This is a genomic window from Streptomyces durocortorensis (assembly GCF_031760065.1).
GTDB lineage: Bacteria > Actinomycetota > Actinomycetes > Streptomycetales > Streptomycetaceae > Streptomyces.
Window position 1 is genome coordinate 5,444,490 of sequence record NZ_CP134500.1, and the last position, 19,570, is coordinate 5,464,059.

Annotated in this window: 11 protein-coding genes; 3 read left to right on the forward strand and 8 right to left on the reverse strand. The window is 71.6% G+C overall.

Annotated elements, in window-relative coordinates; genetic code table 11:
* Positions 1 to 25 precede the first annotated feature (25 nt).
* The 3 genes from RI138_RS24230 to RI138_RS24240 all read right to left on the reverse strand — a co-directional run bounded on the left by RI138_RS24230 (position 26) and on the right by RI138_RS24240 (position 3,288).
* Positions 26 to 649: a helix-turn-helix domain-containing protein gene (locus RI138_RS24230; RefSeq protein WP_311122996.1), complete on the reverse strand. Its 624-nt coding sequence runs from the start codon at positions 647 to 649 to the stop codon at positions 26 to 28.
* A gap of 264 nt (positions 650 to 913) precedes the next feature.
* Positions 914 to 1,588 (reverse strand): response regulator, encoded by a 675-nt coding sequence (locus RI138_RS24235; protein WP_096628450.1) that lies wholly within the window; start codon positions 1,586 to 1,588, stop codon positions 914 to 916.
* Positions 1,585 to 3,288, reverse strand: coding sequence for a sensor histidine kinase (locus tag RI138_RS24240; RefSeq protein WP_311121599.1), 1,704 nt, complete (start codon positions 3,286 to 3,288; stop codon positions 1,585 to 1,587). The genes RI138_RS24235 and RI138_RS24240 overlap by 4 nt, the downstream gene beginning before the upstream one ends.
* Before the next feature lie 161 nt (positions 3,289 to 3,449).
* On the opposite strand from RI138_RS24240, the gene RI138_RS24245 reads away from it, so the two are divergent.
* A complete protein-coding gene (locus tag RI138_RS24245) occupies positions 3,450 to 4,826 on the forward strand; it encodes a cation:dicarboxylate symporter family transporter (RefSeq protein WP_311121600.1) in 1,377 nt (458 codons plus the stop codon).
* Between the two features lie 218 nt (positions 4,827 to 5,044).
* Positions 5,045 to 5,944, forward strand: coding sequence for an NAD(P)-dependent oxidoreductase (locus tag RI138_RS24250; protein ID WP_311121601.1), 900 nt, complete (start codon positions 5,045 to 5,047; stop codon positions 5,942 to 5,944).
* Between the two features lie 82 nt (positions 5,945 to 6,026).
* On the opposite strand, the gene glgB is transcribed toward RI138_RS24250, so the two are convergent.
* The 4 genes from glgB to RI138_RS24270 form a co-directional block, all read right to left on the reverse strand.
* Positions 6,027 to 8,447, reverse strand: a complete 2,421-nt coding sequence (gene glgB / locus RI138_RS24255; RefSeq protein ID WP_311121602.1) for a 1,4-alpha-glucan branching enzyme — start codon at positions 8,445 to 8,447, stop codon at positions 6,027 to 6,029.
* A gap of 100 nt (positions 8,448 to 8,547) precedes the next feature.
* Positions 8,548 to 9,969, reverse strand: coding sequence for a maltokinase N-terminal cap-like domain-containing protein (locus tag RI138_RS24260; protein ID WP_311121603.1), 1,422 nt, complete (start codon positions 9,967 to 9,969; stop codon positions 8,548 to 8,550).
* Positions 9,970 to 10,167: 198 nt separating this feature from the next.
* Positions 10,168 to 11,874 (reverse strand): maltose alpha-D-glucosyltransferase, encoded by a 1,707-nt coding sequence (treS, locus tag RI138_RS24265; protein WP_096632339.1) that lies wholly within the window; start codon positions 11,872 to 11,874, stop codon positions 10,168 to 10,170.
* Positions 11,871 to 13,889 (reverse strand): alpha-1,4-glucan--maltose-1-phosphate maltosyltransferase, encoded by a 2,019-nt coding sequence (locus RI138_RS24270; protein ID WP_311121604.1) that lies wholly within the window; start codon positions 13,887 to 13,889, stop codon positions 11,871 to 11,873. Before RI138_RS24270 ends, treS begins: the two co-directional genes overlap by 4 nt.
* 684 nt (positions 13,890 to 14,573) lie before the next feature.
* Between RI138_RS24270 and glgP the strand changes: the two genes are divergently transcribed.
* Positions 14,574 to 17,243: an alpha-glucan family phosphorylase gene (gene glgP / locus RI138_RS24275; RefSeq protein ID WP_311121605.1), complete on the forward strand. Its 2,670-nt coding sequence runs from the start codon at positions 14,574 to 14,576 to the stop codon at positions 17,241 to 17,243.
* 95 nt (positions 17,244 to 17,338) lie between these two features.
* On the opposite strand, the gene RI138_RS24280 is transcribed toward glgP, so the two are convergent.
* Positions 17,339 to 19,378, reverse strand: coding sequence for a M4 family metallopeptidase (locus tag RI138_RS24280; RefSeq protein WP_311121606.1), 2,040 nt, complete (start codon positions 19,376 to 19,378; stop codon positions 17,339 to 17,341).
* Positions 19,379 to 19,570 lie beyond the last annotated feature (192 nt).

Here is a 19,570-nt window from a genome sequence, read left to right on the forward strand (position 1 = left end):
CCGCGCACCCCGAGGCCTGCCTGGTTCACACCCCGGCGGTCCGCCAGAAGTGTTCCACCACCCGGGCCAGGAACGCCCGCCCCGCGTCGCCCGTCGAGCCGGAGCGTTCCCGGCCCGTGCTGCTCCAGCTCAGCGTGGAGACCATCAGCGCCTGGTAGTCGGAGTGCAGTCGCTCCAGCACGTCCTGGATCAGCGCCCGGTCCAGCGGCACGATCTTGGCCACCGGCCGGACGTAAGCCTGCCAGCGCGTGGTGACCGCGCTGCTCAGCAGCCCCGCCAGCTCCTCGTCGCGGCCCGTGGCCGTGAGGAACTGCGCCGCCGACAGGTCCAGCGCCCGGCACAGCGCCTGGGACTGCTTCTCGTTGCCGCGCCAGCGCCCCGACTCCTCCATGCGCAGATACGAGGCGCCGGTCATCCCCAGCTGCCGGGCCAGGTCGTCCACGGCCAGGTCCCGGGTCATCCGGTGCTCGCGCAGGGTCGTGGCGGCGGCGAGCAGCTCACCGGGGGCGCACCAGAGGACGCCCGCGAGGGCGGTCAGTTCGCGTTCCCCGGGCGTCATGATGCCGCGCTCCCAGGCGATGACTGTCTCTGCGCTGATCCGGAGTCCGTACTGGGCGGCGAGCCCGTAGGCGACATGGCCGGGAGCCATCCCCAGAGCCTCGCGGAGACGGCGCGCGGCGGGGGCGTTGAACGGCGGGGTGGGGTGCACGGGCCAACCGTAGGAGTCCGGAACCGCCCTGGCTACGGTACGTTCCCCTCAGAACACGCTTCGTAGGAACCTCCTAGGGCGAACCGGATGGGCGGTACGCAAACGACACCCCACCAGCGCTTTCCCCTCCACCCGCGCGCAGCCCCCCCTGAGCACCGCAAACTGCACCGGTAAGCGCTTGCCGCCGCAGCCCCAGGCGCGCGGTCAGAGGCCCGAGGCCAGCCAGCGATAGTGCAGTTCCGGTCGGCCGACCTGCCCATAATGCGGACGCCTCGCCGCGCTGCCCACGCTCACCAGATGTTCCAGATAGCGTCGCGCCGTGATCCGCGAGATCCCCAGCCCCTCCCCGGCGGCGGCCGCGGTCACCCCGTCCGGCGACTCCTTCAGGACCCGGGTCACCGCTTCCAGGGTCGGGCCGCTGAGGCCCTTGGGCAGCGCCGCCGGGTGGGCGACCCGCAGCGCGCCCAGCGCCCGGTCCACCTCCTCCTGCCCGCTCGCCTCCCCGGCGGCCGCCCGGAACTCCGCGTACCGCACCAGCCGGTCCCGCAGCGTGGGGTAGGTGAACGGCTTCAGGACGTACTGCACGACGCCGAGGGACACCCCCTCCCGGACCACCGCGAGATCCCGCGCCGAGGTCACCGCGATCACGTCCGCCCCGTGCCCGGCCGCCCGCAGCGAGCGCAGCAGCCCGAGCCCGTGCCCGTCGGGGAGGTAGAGGTCGAGCAGCAGCAGGTCCACCGGGGTCCGCTCCAGCGCCCGCACCGCCGCCGCCCGGGTGTGCGCCACCGCCGTCACCGTGAAGCCCTCCACCCGCTCCACGTACATCTGGTGCGCGTCGGCGGCCACCGGATCGTCCTCCACCACCAGCACCCGGATCACGCCGTGACCTCCTTCGCTGTCGCTCGCGCCGCGCGGCCCCAGGGAGCCGTACGGTCCCCGAGCGGAAGCCGCACCGTGAACCGCGCCCCGCCCTCCGGGCCCTCGTCCAGCTCCACCGTGCCCCCGTTGCGATGGGCGGCCTGCCGCACCAGGGCGAGGCCGAGGCCGCGCCCCGCCCCGTGCGTCGACCAGCCCCGCCGGAACACCTCGTCCGCCGCCTCGGGGCCGATGCCCGCCCCGGTGTCCGCGACCCGCAGCAGCAGTTCCCGCCCGTCCGCGAGGGCCGTCACCGTGACCCGGGCCCGGCCCGCGGCGCCCCCGCCCGGACGCGGCACGGGCCCCGGACCCGAACCCCGCACGCCCTCCGCGCCCTCGAAAGCCGCCTCCACCGCGTTGTCGATCAGATTGCCCAGGATCGTCACCAGATCGCGCTGGGGGAGGGTGTCCGGGAGCGCCCCGTCGTCGATCAGGCTGTCCTCGGCGAGCTCCAGCTCCACGCCCCGCTCGTTCGCCTGGGCTGCCTTGCCCAGCAGCAGCGCGGCCAGCACCGGCTCCTCCACCGCGCCCACCACCCGGTCGGTCAGCGCCTGGGCCAGCTCCAGTTCCGCGGTCGCGAAGTCCACCGCCTCCTCCACCCGGCCCAGCTCGATCAGCGACACCACGGTGTGCAGCCGGTTCGCCGCCTCGTGAGCCTGCGAGCGAAGCGCCTGAGTGAAACCGCGCTCGGAGTCCAGCTCACCGGTCAGCGCCTGGAGCTCGGTGTGGTCGCGCAGGGTCACCACCGTGCCGCGCCGCTCACCGCCCACCACCGGACGGGTGTTGACGACGATCACCCGCTCCGCCGTGAGGTGCAGCTCGTCCACCCGCACATCCGACGCCAGCAGCGCCCCGGTCAGCGGCGCGGGCAGGTCCAGCTCGTCGACGGTCCGGCCGACCGCCTCCGCCTCCGGGGCGAGCCCCAGCAGCTCACGGCCCGCGTCGTTGATCAGAGCGATCCGCCGCCGCCCGTCCAGCATCAGCAGCCCCTCGCGCACCGCGTGCAGGGTGGCCTGGTGGTAGTCGTGCAGCCGGCTCAGCTCGGCCGCGTTCATCCCGTGCGTGTGCCGCCGCAGCCGGGCGTTGATCACGTACGTGCCGATCCCGCCCGCCGCCAGTGCGCCGCCCGCCGCCAGGGCGAGGGCGCCCAGCTGTTCCCGTACCTGCGAGGAGACCCGCTCCACCGTGATGCCCGCGCTGACCAGGCCGACGATCCGGCCGTCGTCGCGGATCGGGGTCACCACCCGTATCGAGGGGCCGAGGGTGCCGGTGTACGTCTCGGTGAAGGTCTCCCCGCGCAGCGCCTCCTCGGTGTGGCCGAGGAAGGTGTCGCCGATCAGCGAAGCGTCCGGGTGGGTCCAGCGCTTCCGCCCGGTGTCCATGATCGTGACGAACGCGATCCCGGTGTCCGCGCGGACCTGCTCCGCGTACGGCTGGAGCACGGCGGACGGGTCCGGGGTGCGGATGGCCTCCCGTACGGAGGGGGAATCGGCCACCGCGACGGCCGCCGCCCGCACCTGCCGGGTGGCCGTCTCCTCGGCCTGCGCGCTGCCCGAGACATACGCGAAGACGGCGCACCCGGCCACCACGGCGGCGATCAGCACGACCTGCATGGCGAAGAGCTGGCCGGCCAGGCTGCGGGGACGGGTACGGGGGAGGCGCATGCCCCACAGTCTGCCTCGCCGGAACACCCGGTCCCCAGTGGCTCGAAAGCGCCCGTGAACGTTATGAACGCAAGGGTGACCGGGGTCACAGGGCGGTGGATAGTCACCGGAGCCCCCAGGGACGGGGGCGCAGAGCCCTGACCGAGCCGAGGAGCCCCACCATGGCTGTGGCAGCCGAACAGCGGGACCGCACCCACTATCTGTACATCGCCGTGATCGCCGCCGTGGCGCTCGGCATCCTGGTGGGCTTCGTGGCCCCCGGGGTGGCCGTCGAGCTGAAGCCCGTCGGCGCCGGTTTCGTGAACCTGATCAAGATGATGATCTCGCCGATCATCTTCTGCACGATCGTGCTGGGCGTCGGCTCGGTCCGCAAGGCGGCCAAGGTCGGCGCGGTCGGCGGGCTGGCGCTGGGCTACTTCCTGGCCATGTCGACCGTCGCCCTCGCCATCGGCCTGCTGGTCGGCAACTTCCTGGAGCCCGGCTCCAGCCTCCACATCACGGAGGCGGCCCGTGCCGCCGGTGAGGATCAGGCGTCCGGGGCCAGCGAGTCCACCGTGGACTTCCTGCTCGGCATCATCCCGACCACCATCGTCTCCGCCTTCACGGCGGGCGAGGTGCTCCAGACCCTGCTGGTCGCCCTGCTCGCGGGCTTCGCGCTCCAGGCGATGGGCTCGGCGGGCGAGCCGATCATCCGTGGCATCACCCACATCCAGCGGCTCGTCTTCCGCATCCTCGCCATGATCATGTGGGCCGCCCCGGTCGGCGCGTTCGGCGCGATCGCGGCGGTGGTCGGCGAGACCGGGCTCGACGCCCTGAAGTCGCTGGCGATCATCATGATCGGCTTCTACGTCACCTGCGGGCTCTTCGTCTTCGTGGTGCTCGGTGCGATCCTGCGGCTGGTCGCCGGGGTGAACCTGCTCTCCCTGCTGAAGTATCTGGGCCGCGAGTTCCTGCTCATCCTCTCCACCTCCTCCTCCGAGTCCGCCCTGCCGCGGCTCATCGCGAAGATGGAGCACCTGGGCGTCAGCAAGCCCGTCGTCGGTATCACCGTGCCGACCGGCTACTCCTTCAACCTCGACGGCACCGCGATCTACCTCACGATGTCCTCGCTGTTCATCGCCAACGCGATGGGCGACCCGCTGAGCGCGAGCGAGCAGATCTCGCTGCTGATCTTCATGATCATCGCCTCGAAGGGCGCGGCGGGCGTCACCGGCGCCGGCCTGGCGACCCTCGCGGGCGGACTCCAGTCGCACCGCCCCGAACTCGTCGACGGTGTCGGCCTGATCGTCGGCATCGACCGCTTCATGAGCGAGGCCCGCGCCCTGACCAACTTCGCGGGCAACGCGGTCGCCACGGTCCTGGTCGGCCACTGGACCAAGGAGATCGACAAGGAGCGTGTGGCAGAGGTGCTCGCTGGCCGGGTCCCCTTCGACGAGCGGACCCTCGTCGACGACCACGCCCCGTCCGGCGGCCCGGCGGACTCCGGCGACGTCCCGGAGCAGCGGGAGACCGCCGCCGAGCAGCCCGCCAAGGTCTGACCGCCGCCGCTTTCCCGCCCTCCCCGACCACTGTGTCCCCCCACCCAAGGACACCCGTACCCCCCCGGTACGGGTGTCCTTGCGTATCCCCCCGGAACGGATGTTCTTACGGGATTCACCCGGCGGAACGCGCTGACCTGGACCCTTTCCCGAAAGTGCGTATCTGACAGTGAAGTGGGTTCTGGTCAGGCCTCCTTCGCCTGCGCAGGATGGTCCCCATGACGCAAGCGAACACCACGACCACCGCACCCGCCCCCACCCCCGTGACCGTTCTCGGTCTCGGTGACATGGGCCGAGCCCTCGCCGGGGCCTTCCTGGCAGCAGGCCACCCCACCACCGTCTGGAACCGTTCCCCCGGCAAGGGCGATGACCTCGTGGCCCGCGGCGCGGCGCGCGCCGCGTCCGCCGAGGAGGCCGTGCGGGCGAGCGGGCTCGTCGTGGTCTGCGTCGTCGACTACGACGCCGCCGACGCCCTCCTGGAGCCGCTGGCCGAAGCGCTGGAGGGGCGGGTCCTGGTCAACCTCACCACCGACACCCCGGCGCGCTCGCGGCAGACCGCGGCCTGGGCCCGGAAGCACTCCCTGGCCTACCTCGACGGCGCGGTCATGGTCCCGGTCGACGTGGTCGGCTCGGACGAGGCGCTGGTCTTCCACTCCGGAGACCGGGCCGCCTACGCGAGGTACGAGCCGGTTCTCAAGGCGCTCGGCGAGCCCGCCACCTTCCTCGGTGAGGACCACGGTCTCGCCGCCGCCTACGACATGGCGATGCTGGACTTCTTCTACGGAGCCATGGGCGGCCTCGTCCACGCCTTCGCGCTGGCCCGTGCGGAGGGCATCGACGGCGTGTCGCTCGCTCCCTACCTCAGCACGATCGCGGGCATCCTGCCGCCGATCGCGGAGACCACCGCGCGCGACGTCGACTCCCGTACGTACGCGGGCGACGGCGCCAACCTCGCCATGATGGCGACCGGTGTCGAGCACATCCTGCACACCGCGAAGGACCGCGGTCTGGACACCTCGCAGCTGGCGGCGATCAAGGGCGTCGCCGACCGGGCCATCGCCAAGGGCCACGGTTCCCAGTCCTGGTCGAGCATTGTCGAGGTGCTCGACCAGCGGTGAGCGGCCGCAACGGGGGAGGGCCCGTGCCGCGTCGTCACGACGCGGCACGGGCCCCTGGCCGTCTCTCCTCCCCCCGGGCGGGTTACACCGGGCGGAACCACACCGTCGCCAGCGGCGGCAGCGTCAGCGAGATGCTGGACTGCCGGCCGTGCGCGGGTACCGACTCCGCCTTCAGCGGCTCCTCGTTGCGCACATCGCTGCCGCCGTACCGGTCCGCGTCCGTGTTCAGGACCTCCACCCAGCCCTCGGTCCCGGTCTCCGGCACCCCCAGGCGGTAGTCGTGCCGGACCACCGGCGAGAAGTGGGAGACCGCGAGCAGCGGGGAGCCGTCCGCGTCGTACCGCAGGAACGCGAACACGTTGTCCTCGGCCGCCCCGCCGTCCACCCAGCTGAACCCCTCCGGCACGGCATCGCGCTGCCACAGCGCGGGGACCGCCCCATACACCGCGTTCAGATCGCGGACCAGGTCCCGGACCCCGCGGTGGTCGCCGGACGCCTCGTAGGACGGGTCCAGCAGCCACCAGTCCGGTCCGTGCCCCTCGGACCACTCCGCGCCCTGGGCGAACTCCTGGCCCATGAAAAGGAGTTGCTTGCCGGGGTGGGCCCACATGAAGCCCAGGTAGGCACGGTGGTTGGCGCGCTGCTGCCACCAGTCGCCGGGCATCTTCGCCACCAGCGCCTGCTTGCCGTGCACCACCTCGTCGTGCGAGATCGGCAGCACGTAGTTCTCGCTGTACGCGTACACCATCGAGAACGTCATGTCGTTGTGGTGGTACTTGCGGTGCACCGGCTCCTTCGCCACGTACACCAGCGAGTCGTGCATCCATCCCATGTTCCACTTCAGCCCGAAGCCCAGGCCGCCGCTGTCGGTGGGGCGGGTGACGCCGTCCCAGGCGGTGGACTCCTCGGCGATGGTCACGACCCCGGGATTGCGGCGGTAGACCGTCGCGTTCATCTCCTGGAGGAAGGCGACCGCGTCCAGGTTCTCCCGCCCGCCGAACTCGTTGGGCGACCACTGGCCGTCCTCGCGGGAGTAGTCGAGGTAGAGCATCGAGGCCACCGCGTCGACGCGCAGCCCGTCGATGTGGAACTCCTCGCACCAGTACGTGGCGTTGGCGACCAGGAAGTTGCGTACCTCCGTGCGGCCGTAGTCGAACTCCAGCGTTCCCCAGTCCGGGTGGGCCGCCCGCTGCGGGTCGGAGTGCTCGTACAGCGGCCGTCCGTCGAACTCGGCGAGCGCCCAGTCGTCGCGCGGGAAGTGCGCGGGCACCCAGTCCATGATCACGCCGATGCCCGCCCGGTGCAGGGCGTCCACCAGGAACCGGAAGTCGTCCGGGGTGCCCATGCGGGAGGTCGGCGCGTAGAACCCGGTGACCTGATAGCCCCAGGAGCCGCCGAAGGGGTGCTCGGAGACCGGCATCAGCTCGACGTGCGTGAATCCCAGGTCCTTGACGTACGAGGGCAGCTGTTCCGCGAGTTGACGATACGTCAGCCCAGGCCGCCAGGAGGTGAGATGCACCTCGTACACCGAGAACGGGGCCTCGTGGACCGGGCGGTCGCCTCGGTGTGCCATCCAGTCCGCGTCCTGCCACTCGTGGTGCTTGGCGGTGACGACCGAGGCGGTGGCGGGCGGGACCTCGGTGCGCCGGGCCATCGGGTCGGCCCGTACCGTGTGCGAACCGTCCGGGCGGCAGATGTCGAACTTGTACAGCGCGCCCTCGCCCACGCCCGGCAGGAACAGCTCCCACACCCCGGTCGAACCGAGCGACCGCATCGGTGTGCCCGTACCGTCCCAGTACGTGAAGTCACCGGTCACCCGGACCCCGCGCGCGTTCGGCGCCCACACGGTGAACCGGGTCCCGGTCACCCCCTGGTGCTCCATCGGCTCCGCGCCCAGCGCCCGCCACAGCTCCTCGTGCCGGCCCTCGCCGATCAGATGCAGATCGAGCTCACCGATCGAGGGCCAGAAGCGGTACGGGTCCTCCACCTCGATGACGGTGTCGTCGTACGCCACCCGGAGCCGGTACGCGGGCACCTCCCGCACCGGCAGCACACCGGAGAAGAAGCCGTCGCCGTCGTCGTGCAGCTCCGCCCGCAGCCCGGCGCCCAGCACCGTGACGGACCGGGCGAACGGGCGCAGTGCCCGCACCAGCACCCCGCCCGGGACCGGATGCGCGCCGAGCACGTCGTGCGGCGCGTGGTGGTCACCGGCCAGCAGCCTGCCCCGGTCCGCGCCGTCCAGCGCGGGCGCCGGGCGGGCGCCCTCGCCGCCGCCTCCCTGCCGGGGGCGTGGCGGGGCCGCGTCCGCCCGCTTGGCGCGGGTGCGCTTGGCGGGCGCGGTCTTCGTGGTGGTCGTGGCGGAGGCTCCCGGTGCGGCGGTGGCCTCGGTGGGAGCGGGAGGCGGCGCGGTCGGCGTCACATCGACGGAGACCTCGACGGTTGCCTCTGCGGGGGCCTCGGCGGCCTTGCGGGATGCCTTGCGGGACGGCTTGCGGGCGGTCACAGGGACTGCCTCCTCGGGGTGAAGGGGAGGAGCACGGGGTGGAAGGGGGAGGGGGAGTGAGGGAGAGGCGTGGGAGGAGCGGGAAGGGGCCGGGCCCGGCTCAGGCCGCGGCCGACTGGGCCAGCCGCTGGATGGCCGCCATCGGTACGGGCAGCCAGTCGGGGCGGTGCCGGGCCTCGTACAGCACCTCGTACACCGCCTTGTCGGTCTCGTGGGCGCGCAGCAGCTCCGGTTCGCCGCGCGGGTCGGTACCCGAGGCCAGCGCGTAGCCCTCGCAGTAGGCGGCGCGGCAGCGGGCCGCCCACTCCGGGTGCCACGGGCGGTGCGAGCGGGCCGCGTAGTCGAAGGAGCGCAGCATGCCCGCGACATCGCGCACCGGCGGTGCGGGGCGCCGCCGTTCGGGCAGCGGCCGCGCCGGTTCGCCCTCGAAGTCGATCAGCGACCAGAAGCCGTCGGCGGAGCGCAGCGTCTGGCCGAGGTGGAGGTCGCCGTGCACGCGCTGCTGTGCCCAGCCGCTGCCCCGGTGGCCGAGGTCGGTCACGGCGTCGAACGTGGCGCGCAGCCCGGGGACGTACGGCACGAGCGCCGGGACCGCCTGGGCGGCGGCCTCCAGCCGCTGGGTCATCTGGGCCACCAGCTGCCGGGTCTGGGTGCCGCGCAGCGCCGGGGTGGGCAGGGCGGCGGCGAGCGCGGTGTGCACCTCGGCGGTGGCCCGGCCCAGGGCCCGCGCCTCGGGCAGGAAGTCCCGGCCCGCGGCGAGCGCGGCGAGCGCGAGCTGCCAGCCGTCGCGTGCGCCGTGCAGGAAGGGCTGGAGCACGCCGAGGGTGAGCGGTTCGGGGCCCGGAGCCTCGAACCAGGCGACCGGGGCGGGCACCCGTTCGCACCCCTCGCCGGTCAGCGCGAGAGGCAGCTCCAGGTCCGGGTTGGTGCCCGGGAAGATCCGGCGGAAGATCTTGAGGATGTACGCATCGCCGTAGACGATCGAGGAGTTGGACTGCTCGGCGTCCAGGACCCGGGGCGGGAGGCCCGCCGGGATCGCGGCGTTCCGCTCGAACCGGAGGGTGCCGAGCGTGCCGGGTCGGCGGAACCGTTCCAGCAGAAGTCCGGCCAGCCGTGGATCGTGCAGTGCGTCGTAGACGGTCCGCCCCGCCAGCGGGCCCCGGTCCGCCCGGCCGACCAGTGCGGCGGCGAGGGTCGTGGGCAGCGATGTTCGCACGCCGAGCAGGAGTTGGTAGCAGTCGTCGGCCGGGCGGACCGGCGCGGACGGCTGCTGGACCCGCACCAGCAGATGCAGCAGGCCCGGACCGGCCGCGCCGTCCAGTGGCAGCATCTCGGTGGCCGAGACGAGGGAGAAGCCGGTGACCGGCCGGCCCTTGCCCGCGAACCACCGCTGCCGGGGCAGCCATTCGTGGAGCAGCGGGGCGAGGGACGGGAGAAGGGACCCGTCCCTGGTACTGCCGTGCGTTGCGCTGTTCCTCGTGCTCTTCGCCAGGGCGACGTGAGTGGATGCAGCCTCCGACATGGCATCGCGTCCTTTCCCCGGGCACACCACAGGATGCGAAGAGTGTCCCGGATTGCGGCAATGGCTGTCCGGCTGTGCGGGACGTGTCGGGTGAGGATGGTCCTTACGGACTCGAACGGCGGAACCGTGAAGGTGCGATGTGGGTCAGAGTGCCCCGTGCGGGACGGCGGAAACCGCCCCGCACGGGCTGAGGCCGCATCAGGCCGGCGGCGCGTCCTTGCGCAGCCGGAACCAGTAGAAGCCGTGCCCCGCCAGGGTCAGCAAGTAGGGCCACTGCCCGATGGCCGGGAACCGCACCCCGCCGATCAGCTCCACCGGATGCCGCCCGTTGAAGGACCGCAGGTCCAGCTCCGTCGGCTGCGCGAACCGCGAGAAGTTGTGCACGCACAGGACGAGGTCGTCCTTGTACTCGCGGGTGAACGCCAGCACAGCAGGGTTGGAGGAGGGCAGTTCGGTGTACTCGCCGAGGCCGAAGGCCGGATTCTGCTTACGGATCTCGATCATCCGGCGGGTCCAGTGCAGCAGCGAGGACGGCGAGGCCATCGACGCCTCGACGTTGGTGACCTGGTAGCCGTAGACCGGGTCCATGATCGTGGGGAGGTAGAGCCGCCCCGGATCGCTGGAGGAGAAGCCGGCGTTGCGGTCGGGCGTCCACTGCATCGGGGTGCGCACCGCGTCCCGGTCGCCCAGCCAGATGTTGTCGCCCATCCCGATCTCGTCCCCGTAGTAGAGGATCGGGGAGCCGGGCAGCGACAGCAGCAGCGCGGTGAACAGCTCGATCTGGTTGCGGTCGTTGTCCAGCAGCGGGGCGAGGCGCCGGCGGATGCCGATGTTGGCGCGCATCCGCGGGTCCTTGGCGTACTCCGCGTACATGTAGTCGCGCTCTTCGTCCGTGACCATTTCGAGGGTCAGCTCGTCATGGTTGCGCAGGAAGATGCCCCACTGGCAGTTCTTCGGGATCGCCGGGGTCTTCGCCAGGATTTCGGAGACCGGGTAGCGGCTCTCGCGGCGCACCGCCATGAAGATCCGCGGCATCACGGGGAAGTGGAACGCCATGTGGCACTCGTCGCCGCCCGCTTCGTAGTCGCCGAAGTAGTCGACGACGTCCTCCGGCCACTGGTTGGCCTCGGCGAGGAGCACGGTGTCCGGGTAGTTGGCGTCGATCTCCTTGCGGACCCGCTTGAGGAAGTTGTGGGTCTCGGGGAGGTTCTCGCAGTTGGTGCCCTCGCGCTGGTAGAGGTAGGGCACCGCGTCGACCCGGAAGCCGTCGATGCCCAGGTCCAGCCAGAACCGCAGGGCCGCGAGGATCTCCTCCTGGACCGCCGGGTTCTCGTAGTTGAGGTCCGGCTGGTGCGAGAAGAAGCGGTGCCAGTAGTACTGCTTGCGCACCGGGTCGAAGGTCCAGTTGGACGTCTCGGTGTCGACGAAGATGATCCGGGCGTCCTGGAACTGCTTGTCGTCGTCGGCCCAGACGTAGTAGTCGCCGTAGGGCCCGTCGGGGTCGGTGCGGGACTGCTGGAACCACTCGTGCTGATCGCTCGTGTGGTTCATGACGAAGTCGATGATCACGCGCATGCCCCGCTGGTGCGAGGCGTCCACGAACTCCACGAAGTCGGCGAGATCGCCGAACTCCGGCAGGACCGCGGTGTAGTCGGAAACGTCGTAGCCCCCGTCGCGCAGCGGCGACTTGAAGAACGGCGGCAGCCAGAGGCAGTCCACGCCGAGCCACTGGAGGTAGTCCAGCTTGGCGGTGATGCCCTTGAGGTCGCCGATTCCATCCCCGTTGGAGTCCTGGAAGGACCGGACGAGCACCTCGTAGAAGACGGCGCGCTTGAACCAGTCGGGATCGCGGTCCTTGGCGGGAGTGTCCTCGAACGTGTCGTGGACAGGCTCATTGACGATCATGGTGTGGGTGACCCTCCGGTCGGCGGGGACGGTCGCAGGACGGCGATGTGCGCGGGCGTGATGCCCGGCTCCAGGCGCACATAGAAGGCCCTGCCCCAGTGGTAGGTATCGCCGGTGAGCTCGTCGCGCACCGGTACGCGCTCGTGCCGGTCGAGGCCGAGCCGCTCCATGTCCAACGAGACCGTGGCCTCCTGGGTGTGGTGCGGGTCGAGGTTCACGACCACCAGAACGGTGTTCGAGCCGGAACGCTTGCTGAAGACGATCAGCGCGTCGTTGTCGGCGTGATGGAAGTGGACGTCGCGCAACTGCTGGAGTGCGGGGTTGCGGCGCCGGATCCGGTTCAGCGAGGTGATCAGGGGCGTCAGCGTGCGGCCCTGGCGTTCCGCCGACTCCCAGTCCCTCGGGCGCAGTTCGTACTTCTCCGAGTGCAGGTACTCCTCGCTCCCCGGCTTTGCCGGAGTGTTCTCGCACAGCTCGAATCCCGCGTAGACGCCCCAGGACGGGGCGAGCGTCGCGGCCAGTACCGCCCGCGCTTCAAAGGCCGGGCGGCCGCCCTCCTGGAGGTAGCCGGGAAGGATGTCGGGGGTGTTCACGAAGAAGTTGGGCCGCATGTACGAGGCGGCCTCCCCGGACAGCTCCGTGACGTACTCGGTCAGCTCGTGCTTGGTGTTGCGCCAGGTGAAGTACGTGTACGACTGCTGGAAGCCGACCGCTCCCAGGGTGTGCATCATCGCCGGGCGGGTGAACGCCTCTGCCAGGAAGATGACATCGGGATCGGTGCCGTTGATCTCGGCGATGACCTTCTCCCAGAACACCACCGGCTTGGTGTGCGGGTTGTCGACCCGGAAGATCCGCACCCCGTGGCCCATCCAGAAGCGCAGGATCCGTGTCGTCTCCGCCACCAGACCGCGCATGTCCTTGTCGAAGGCGATCGGATAGATGTCCTGGTACTTCTTCGGCGGGTTCTCGGCGTACGCGATCGAGCCGTCGGGACGGTGGTGGAACCAGTCCGGGTGGTCCTTGACCCACGGGTGGTCCGGCGAGCACTGGAGTGCGAAGTCCAGCGCGATCTCCATCCGCAGATTGCGGGCCACCGACACGAAGTGGTCGAAGTCCTCCAGCGTCCCGAGCTCCGGGTGGACCGCGTCGTGCCCGCCTTCCGGCGAACCGATCGCCCAGGGCACGCCCGGGTCGTGCTCCCCGGCCGTCAGCGAGTTGTCCGGGCCCTTGCGGTGGGTGGTCCCGATCGGGTGGATCGGCGGCAGGTACACGACATCGAAGCCCATGGCGGCGACCGCGGGCAGCCGCTCGGCGGCCGTCCGGAAGGTCCCGCCGACCAGCCGGGTCGGCGCGTCCGGCGAGCTGTCGGCGGGGTCCACCGGCACCCGCCGCGCCCCCTCCGAGCGCGGGAACAGCTCGTACCACGACCCGTACAGCGCCCGCTCGCGCTCCACGCGCACCGCCAGCGGTTTGGACCGGGTGACCAGCTCACGCAGCGGATACCGGGCGAGGACGGCGTCGGCGGCCGGGGTCAGGGCGGCGGCCAGCCGGGCGGCCGGCGGGTGCGCGGCGTCGCGCAGCGCGTCCACCGCCGCTAGCACCGCCTCACGCCCGTGCTTCTTCGGTACGCCCGCGGCGGCCCGCTCCAGCAGCGCCGCACCCTCCGCCAGCACCAGGTCCGTGTCGATGCCCGCCGGGATCTTGATCGCGGCGTGGTGCCGCCAGGTGGTGACCGGATCGCTCCAGGCCTCCACCGTGTACGTCCAGCGGCCCTCGGAGGCCGGGGTGACCTCCGCGCCCCAGCGGTCGGTTCCCGGGGCCAGCTCGCGCATCGGGGTCCACGGTCCCACCCGTCCGCTCGGATCGCGCAGCACGACATTGGCGGCCACCGCGTCATGGCCTTCGCGGAAGACGGTGGCGGTGACCTGGAAGGTCTCACCGGCGACGGCCTTCGCCGCCCGTCTGCCGCAGTCGACGAGAGGGCGGACGTCCAGGACGGGAATACGACCGATCATGGAATCACCTGGGGGCTGGAGGAGCTCGGTGCGGACGGGATACGGCACGGGCACGGAGGACCGACCGCGCGTGCCGCGATGATGGGGATCTGTCCTTTGTAGCTGCTCAGCTGTCTGCTGACGGGCTGTGGGCATGGCCGCTCCTGTCCGCGTTCACTCGAATGGCACTCGAATGGGTGGGTCGCGGGGGTTTCGTGCAAGTTCGGGGATGCACGGAGAACGTGTGCGGGCCGGGACGTGCGGTGTACCGGGGAAGCCTTCCCCGCGGCCGCGGGTGGGAAATCCGGCGCTGTGTTAACTACTCGGTCGTAGCCGGTCGGTCGGAGACGCTCACGCCCCGGCGCGCGCTCCGGCGGCATACGGAGATCCGAAGCGCCCCCACAGGTTCCGGATACCCGATCTGCGGCGCCACACGGCAGCTTTCCCTGTGGCTCAGAGGTCCACAAGGCTGCGTACGGGGGTGAAATCGGCCAAACCCCCAGGTGAACGGGTGTGGCGGGGGACGGTGGGCGAGGTTCGTGGGGCGCCTGTGGGGAGGTGCGCAGCGGTCGGCCCCGGACCCTGTGAGCCGTCCGCGCGCCGTGGTCGCGGCCCGCGGACGGCCGCTACCGTCGAGGGTGACGGAAGGGCGCACACCGTCGTGCGTCCCCTCGGATGCGCAAGTCCCCTGTAAAGGTGGAGTACGTGAAGGCCATTCGTCGATTCACCGTGCGTCCTGTCCTCCCCGAACCCCTCCGACCCCTCCACGACCTCGCGCGCAACCTGCGCTGGTCCTGGCACACCGAGACCCGTGAGCTCTTCCGGTCCGCCGACCCCGAGGGCTGGCGGCCCGCGGACGCCGACCCCGTACGCCTGCTCGGCTCGCTGTCCGCCGGGCGGCTCACCGAACTGGCCCGGGACGAGGAGTACCTCGGCCGCCTCGCCGCGGCCTCCGCCGACCTCGCGGAGTATCTGGAAGGCCCCCGCTGGTATCAGGAACAGCAGGCCGCCGGAGCCGAACTCCCGTCCGCAATCGCCTACTTCTCACCCGAGTTCGGCGTCACCGCGGCGCTGCCCCAGTACAGCGGCGGCCTCGGCATCCTGGCCGGCGACCACCTCAAGGCCGCCAGCGACCTCGGTGTCCCGCTCATCGGCGTCGGGCTGCTCTACCGCCACGGCTACTTCCGCCAGACCCTCTCGCGCGAGGGCTGGCAGCAGGAGCACTATCCCGTCCTCGACCCCAACGAACTCCCCCTCGACCTGGTCCGCGAGGCCGACGGCGCTCCCGCCAGGGTGGTGCTCGCCCTGCCCGGCGGACGCTCGCTGCACGCGTGCGTCTGGCTGGCCCGCGTCGGCCGCGTTCCGCTGCTCCTGCTCGACTCCGACGTCGAGGAGAACGCCCCCGGCGAACGCGACGTCACCGACCGGCTCTACGGCGGCGGCAGCGACCACCGCCTCCTCCAGGAGATGCTGCTCGGCATCGGCGGGGTGCGCGCCGTGCGCACCTGGTGCCGCCTCACCGGCACCCCGGAGCCGGAGGTCTTCCACACCAACGAGGGCCACGCAGGCTTCCTCGGCCTGGAGCGCATCCGCGAACTGTCCGCCAACGGGCACGACTTCGAGGCCGCCCTCGAAGTGGTCCGGGCCGGGACCGTCTTCACCACGCACACCCCGGTGCCCGCCGGGATAGACCGTTTCGACCGGCAGCTCGTCGCCCGCCACTTCGGCGACGACGGCGAACTGCCCGGCGTACCCGTCGAGAAGATCCTCCGGCTCGGCACCGAGACCTACCCCGGCGGCGAGCCCGAGCTGTTCAACATGGCAGTGATGGGCCTCCGGCTCGCCCAGCGTGCCAACGGGGTCTCCACCCTCCACGGGGCCGTCAGCCGGGAGATGTTCTCCGGGCTCTGGCCGGGCTTCGACTCCGCCGAGGTCCCCATCACCTCCGTCACCAACGGGGTGCACGCCCCGACCTGGGTGGCCCCCGAGGTGTTCCGGCTCGGCGCGGGCCAGGTCGGCGAGGGCCGCGCCCACCAGGTGCTGGCGGGCGGACCGGTGGCCGACGAGGCTTCCTCGGGGAGCGGCACCCCGCGCCGCTGGGAGGCGGTGACCGGCATCGGCGACCAGGAGATCTGGGACCTGCGCCGGGACCTGCGCGGCCAGCTGGTCACCGAGGTCCGCCGCCGCCTCTACGCCTCCTGGCGCAGGCGCGGCGCGGGCACCGCCGAACTGGGCTGGATCGACGGTGTCCTCGACCCGGACGTCCTGACCATCGGCTTCGCCCGCCGCGTCCCCTCGTACAAGCGGCTCACGCTGATGCTCCGCGACCGCGACCGGCTGCGCGAGCTGCTGCTGCACCCCACGCACCCGATCCAGATCGTCGTCGCGGGCAAGGCCCACCCGGCCGACGACGGCGGCAAGCGGCTGGTGCAGGAGCTGGTGCGGTTCGCGGACGACCCGCGGGTGCGCCACCGCATCGTCTTCCTGCCGGACTACGGCATGGGCATGGCGCAGAAGCTCTATCCGGGCTGCGACGTCTGGCTCAACAACCCGCTGCGCCCCCTGGAGGCGTGCGGTACGAGCGGCATGAAGGCGGCGCTCAACGGATGCCTCAACCTGTCGGTGCGGGACGGCTGGTGGGACGAGTGGTTCGACCCGGACTTCGGCTGGGAGATCCCCACCGCCGACGGCTCCGCGGTCGACGAGGACCGCCGCGACGAGCTGGAGTCGAACGCCCTCTACTCCCTGATCGAGGACCGGGTCGCCCCGCGCTTCTACGACCGGGGGGCGGCGGGGCTGCCCGACCGGTGGATCGAGATGGTCCGCTCCACTCTGGTCAGCCTGGGCCCGAAGGTGCTCGCGGGGCGCATGGTGCGGGAGTACGTGGAGCGGCTCTACACCCCGGCCGCGCGGTCCCGGCGGGCCCTGACGCCCGAGGCCGCGCGGGGCCTCGCCCAGTGGAAGTCCCGGGTCCGGGCGGCCTGGCCGGAAGTCTCCGTCGACCATGTGGAGTCGGTCACGGGCACCGCAGCAGGCGGCTCGGCGGAGCTCGGCGCCACCCTGTCGCTGCGGGTGCGGGTCGCGCTCGGCGGTCTGGACCCGGACGACGTCGAGGTGCAGGTGGTCGCGGGCCGGGTCGACTCCGGCGATGCCATCGCGGACGCCCAGACCTTCCCGCTGAAGCCGGCGGGCGGCCACGACCTGGAGGACCGCTGGCTGTACGAGGGCCCGCTCACCCTGGAGCGGACGGGACCGTACGGCTACACCGTGCGCGTCCTGCCCGCCCACGGACTGCTGGCCTCGGGCGCCGAACTGGGCCTGGTCGCGCTGCCGACCGAGGCGACGGGTGAGGGCGCGGGCGTGCTGATGCGCTGAGCGACGCGGTACGGCGAACGGCCCGGGAGAGGGGAACCCCTCCCGGGCCGTTCGGTCGTTCGGTCGTTGGGCCGTCCGCCGGATCGGAGTACCGATCAGAAGGTGAGCTTGAAGCTGTTGATCCGACCGATGTCGTACCGGGCGCGGTCCTGGACCCTCAGCTTCCACTCCCCGTTGGCCACCTTGGACGAGGCGTTGACCGTGTAGGTCTCCACCACGTTGTCCGCGGAGTCGCCGGAGGAGGTGTTCTTCAGGCGGAAGGTGCCGCCGTCCGGGGCCACCAGGTCGATGACCAGGTCACCGCGCCAGGTGTGGCTGATGTTCACGCCGACCTTGAGGTCGCTCGGGGCGTTGCCCGCGATGCCGGTGACGTTGACCGAGCTGGTGACGGCCGCGCCCGCGTCCGGGATGTTCACGACGGTGTCGTTCTCGAAGACCTTGTCGCCCGGGTCGGGGTCGCCGCCGCCGGGGCGGTCGCCCACGTTGATGCCGGCCCAGGCGTGCGCCACGGCCGCGTACTCGGGGCTGGTGGCCCCGTACAGCTCACTGGCGACCGCGAGCGTGCCGGTGCGGGCGGCGGCGTAGTTCGTGGTCGAGGTGAACTTGGTGGTGAGCGCCTTGAACCAGATCAGCGACGCCTTGTCCCGGCCGATGCCGGTGACCGGCAGCCCGTCGGAGGTCGGGGAGTCGTAGCTGACACCGTTGATCGTCTTGGCGCCGCTGCCCTCGGAGAGCAGGTAGTACCAGTGGTTGGCCGGGCCCGACGAGTAGTGCACGTCGACGTTGCCGATGCCGGAGTACCAGTAGTCCTTGGAGTTGCCGTCCCGGCTCGGCTTGTCCATGTAGCGCAGCGGGGTGCCGTTGCCGCGGATGTCGATCTTCTCGCCGACCAGGTAGTCGCCCTGGTCCTCGGAGTTGTTCGCGTGGAACTCGACGGCGGCGGCGAAGATGTCGGACGTCGCCTCGTTGAGGCCGCCGGACTCACCGCTGTAGCGGAGGCCCGCCGTGTTCGAGGTGAGGCCGTGGGTCATCTCGTGGGCGGCCACGTCGATGGAGGTCAGCGGTTTGGCGTTGCCGTCGCCGTCGCCGTACGTCATGCAGAAGCAGCTGTCCTGCCAGAAGGCGTTGACGTAGTTGTTGCCGTAGTGGACGCGGGAGTACGCGCCGACGCCGTCGCCCCGGATGCCGCTGCGGCCGTGCACGTTCTTGAAGTAGTCCCAGGTGAGCGCGGCCCCGTAGTGGGCGTCGGCGCCCGCGGTCTCGGCGTTCTGCGGGGTGCCGTCGCCCCAGACGTCGTCCGGCCCGGAGAACAGGGTCCCGGTGCCGGAGCTGCCCCGGTTGAGGTTGTACGTCTTGTGGTTGCCGCGCGTGGTGTCGGTCAGGGTGTACGAGGGCGCCGTGCCCAGCGTCACCTGGCCGCTGTACTGGGTGTTGCCGGTGCCGTTGTGGACGGCCTGCCACTCGTAGAGCTTCTCGCCGGAGGCGGCGTCGGTGATCACGTGGAGCTCGTTCGGGGTGCCGTCGTGCTGGAGTCCGCCGACCACGGTCTCGTACGCGAGCTTCGGGGAGCCGCCGCCCAGCCAGACCACCTTGCGCGGCGCCTTCTCCGCCTCCGTCGCCTTGGAGCCCTCGGCCTTCGCCGCGCCGAGCGCCTGCTTCTCCGCGGTGGCCGGGGCCACGTCGGCGGCGAGGCCGACGGCCTTCAGCTGCGCGGAGGTCGCGTTCGACGCCTTGCTGACGCCCTCGGTCGCCCCGGCCGCGGACTCCTTCACCACGAGGTCGCCGCCGAGGACGGGGAGCCCGCCGAGGGTGCGCTCGTAGCGGGTGTGCGTGGTGCCGTCCCGGTCCTGGACGACATCGCGGACCACGAGCTTCTCGGTGGGCCCGAGGCCGAGTTCCTTGGCGGTGGCCGCCTTGGTGCCGTTGGCCTCACTGAGGAGCTCGGCGCGCTGGGCGGGGGACAGCTTGACGGGCAGGGCGGCCGGATCGGCCTTCGTGCCCGCGGTGATCCCGCCGGCGGGGGCCGAGGCGGGGCCCGCGGAGGCGACTCCGGACGGGACGGCGACGGCTATCAGGGCTGCTGCGGCTATCAGAGCGCCGGTCGCGGTGGCGCGACGGCTGGGCGTGGATCTCACGCGGACTCCTTCTGCGAGGGGGGTACCGGCGGCGCTGGACGAGCCGTCCGGGCGGTGCAGGCGGTGCGCAGAACGGGGTGAAGAGTGTCAGCAGATACCCATGCGTGTCAGGGGCGCGTCAAAAACTTGGCCGATTCTCGTTCGTTGCCGAGAAGGTCATGTTCGTTAAGCGGACGTTTCGCTGATCATTGC

Excerpts from the sequence above, each read along its gene's own strand:
- RI138_RS24230 (WP_311122996.1), bottom strand. The coding sequence starts at position 649 with ATGGCTCCCGGCCATGTCGCCTACGGGCTCGCCGCCCAGTACGGACTC.
- RI138_RS24240 (WP_311121599.1), bottom strand. The coding sequence starts at position 3,288 with ATGCGCCTCCCCCGTACCCGTCCCCGCAGCCTGGCCGGCCAGCTCTTC.
- RI138_RS24245 (WP_311121600.1), top strand. The coding sequence starts at position 3,450 with ATGGCTGTGGCAGCCGAACAGCGGGACCGCACCCACTATCTGTACATC.
- RI138_RS24250 (WP_311121601.1), top strand. The coding sequence starts at position 5,045 with ATGACGCAAGCGAACACCACGACCACCGCACCCGCCCCCACCCCCGTG.
- RI138_RS24260 (WP_311121603.1), bottom strand. The coding sequence starts at position 9,969 with ATGTCGGAGGCTGCATCCACTCACGTCGCCCTGGCGAAGAGCACGAGG.
- treS (WP_096632339.1), bottom strand. The coding sequence starts at position 11,874 with ATGATCGTCAATGAGCCTGTCCACGACACGTTCGAGGACACTCCCGCC.
- RI138_RS24270 (WP_311121604.1), bottom strand. The coding sequence starts at position 13,889 with ATGATCGGTCGTATTCCCGTCCTGGACGTCCGCCCTCTCGTCGACTGC.